Origin of the sequence: Halomonas sp. KX33721 (assembly GCF_001596805.1) — a bacterium.
GTDB lineage: Bacteria > Pseudomonadota > Gammaproteobacteria > Pseudomonadales > Halomonadaceae > Vreelandella > Vreelandella aquamarina.
Window position 1 is genome coordinate 1 of the sequence record NZ_LVIA01000097.1, and the last position, 2,402, is coordinate 2,402.

General features: G+C 52.2%; 2 rRNA genes. Both read left to right on the forward strand.

The window, feature by feature from the left end:
* A 16S ribosomal RNA gene (locus tag A3220_RS16525) occupies positions 1-353 on the forward strand; the annotation flags it as partial.
* A gap of 297 nt (positions 354-650) precedes the next feature.
* Positions 651-2,402: ribosomal RNA gene (locus tag A3220_RS16530) — 23S ribosomal RNA — on the forward strand; the annotation flags it as partial.

The following is a 2,402-nucleotide window of genomic DNA, read 5'->3' on the forward strand; positions in this document are numbered from 1 at the left end:
CGACGTCAAGTCATCATGGCCCTTACGAGTAGGGCTACACACGCTGCTACAATGGTCGGTACAAAGGGTTGCCAACTCGCGAGAGTGAGCCAATCCCGAAAAGCCGATCTCAGTCCGGATCGGAGTCTGCAACTCGACTCCGTGAAGTCGGAATCGCTAGTAATCGTGGATCAGAATGCCACGGTGAATACGTTCCCGGGCCTTGTACACACCGCCCGTCACACCATGGGAGTGGACTGCACCAGAAGTGGTTAGCCTAACGCAAGAGGGCGATCACCACGGTGTGGTTCATGACTGGGGTGAAGTCGTAACAAGGTAGCCGTAGGGGAACCTGCGGCTGGATCACCTCCTTAAACGATGCATCACTCCTCGCGGTAAGCGCTCACAATGAATTACCTGATCAGAATGCTGTTGATGAGCAGTGATAAACGCTCTTTCACGTTAAAAAAAGAAGAAAAGATCTTTCTTTTTCTTTTAATGCTGAAAACATGATCCGTTTATCACTGCTTATAGCAGTCGCTCTTTAACAATGTATATCATGCTGACATAAACGTTTTTAAAAACGTTTATACGTAATTGTTTTGTGATACGTCTCAAGCGTATCCGGCAATCGTTATCATTGCGAGATACCAGACCCCTTCGGGTTATAGGGTCAAGCAATGAAGCGCACACGGTGGATGCCTAGGCAGTCAGAGGCGATGAAAGACGTGGTAGCCTGCGATAAGGTTCGGTGAGGTGGCAAACGACCTGTGACCCGGACATCTCTGAATGGGGAAACCCACTCATCAACAGATGAGTATCTTACGCTGAATATATAGGCGCAAGAGGCGAACCAGGGGAACTGAAACATCTAAGTACCCTGAGGAAAAGAAATCAACCGAGATTCCCCTAGTAGCGGCGAGCGAACGGGGACCAGCCCTTAAGCGTGTGACGGATTAGGCGAACAGACTGGGAAGTCTGGCCATAGCGGGTGATAGCCCCGTAGTCGAAAATCTGATCACGTGAAATCGAGTAGGTCGGGGCACGAGAAACCTTGACTGAAGACGGGGGGACCATCCTCCAAGGCTAAATACTCCTGACTGACCGATAGTGAACCAGTACCGTGAGGGAAAGGCGAAAAGAACCCCGGAGAGGGGAGTGAAATAGATCCTGAAACCGTGTGCGTACAAGCAGTAGGAGCAGACTTGTTTTGTGACTGCGTACCTTTTGTATAATGGGTCAGCGACTTATATTCAGTGGCGAGGTTAACCGTATAGGGGAGCCGTAGGGAAACCGAATCTTAACTGGGCGACACAGTCGCTGGATATAGACCCGAAACCGAGCGATCTATCCATGAGCAGGGTGAAGGTTGAGTAACATCAACTGGAGGCCCGAACCAGGATCTGTTGAAAAAGATTTGGATGACTTGTGGATCGGAGTGAAAGGCTAATCAAGCTCGGAGATAGCTGGTTCTCCTCGAAAGCTATTTAGGTAGCGCCTCACGTATCACCGCCGGGGGTAGAGCACTGTTTCGGCTAGGGGGTCATCCCGACTTACCAACCCGAGGCAAACTCCGAATACCGGTGAGTGCCAGCGTGGGAGACACACGGCGGGTGCTAACGTCCGTCGTGAAAAGGGAAACAACCCAGACCGTCAGCTAAGGTCCCCAAATCCTGGTTAAGTGGGAAACGATGTGGGAAGGCTCAGACAGCTAGGAGGTTGGCTTAGAAGCAGCCATCCTTTAAAGAAAGCGTAATAGCTCACTAGTCGAGTCGGCCTGCGCGGAAGATGTAACGGGGCTAAACCAGGTACCGAAGCTACGGGTTCACACTCTGTGTGAGCGGTAGAGGAGCGTCGTGTAAGCCGATGAAGGTGTGTTGAGAAGCATGCTGGAGGTATCACGAGTGCGAATGCTGACATGAGTAACGATAAAGGGAGTGAAAAACTCCCTCGCCGGAAGACCAAGGGTTTCTGTTCGACGCTAATCGGAGCAGAGTGAGTCGGCCCCTAAGGCGAGGCCGAAAGGCGTAGTCGATGGGAAACGGGTCAATATTCCCGTACCGGACATGATTGCGATGGGGGGACGGAGAAGGCTAGGTGAGCCAGGCGTTGGTTGTCCTGGTGAAAGTGAGTAGGCTGGCGTCTTAGGTAAATCCGGGACGCCTTAAGGCCGAGACACGAAACGAACGGACCACGGTCCGGAAGTCATTGATGCCACGCTTCCAGGAAAAGCCTCTAAGCTTCAGATCATGTGCGACCGTACCCCAAACCGACACAGGTGGTCAGGGTGAGAATCCCAAGGCGCTTGAGAGAACTCGGGTGAAGGAACTAGGCAAAATGGTGCCGTAACTTCGGGAGAAGGCACGCCGGCGTAGGGTGAGAGGACTTGCTCCTTCAGCCCGAACCGGTCGAAGATACCAGGT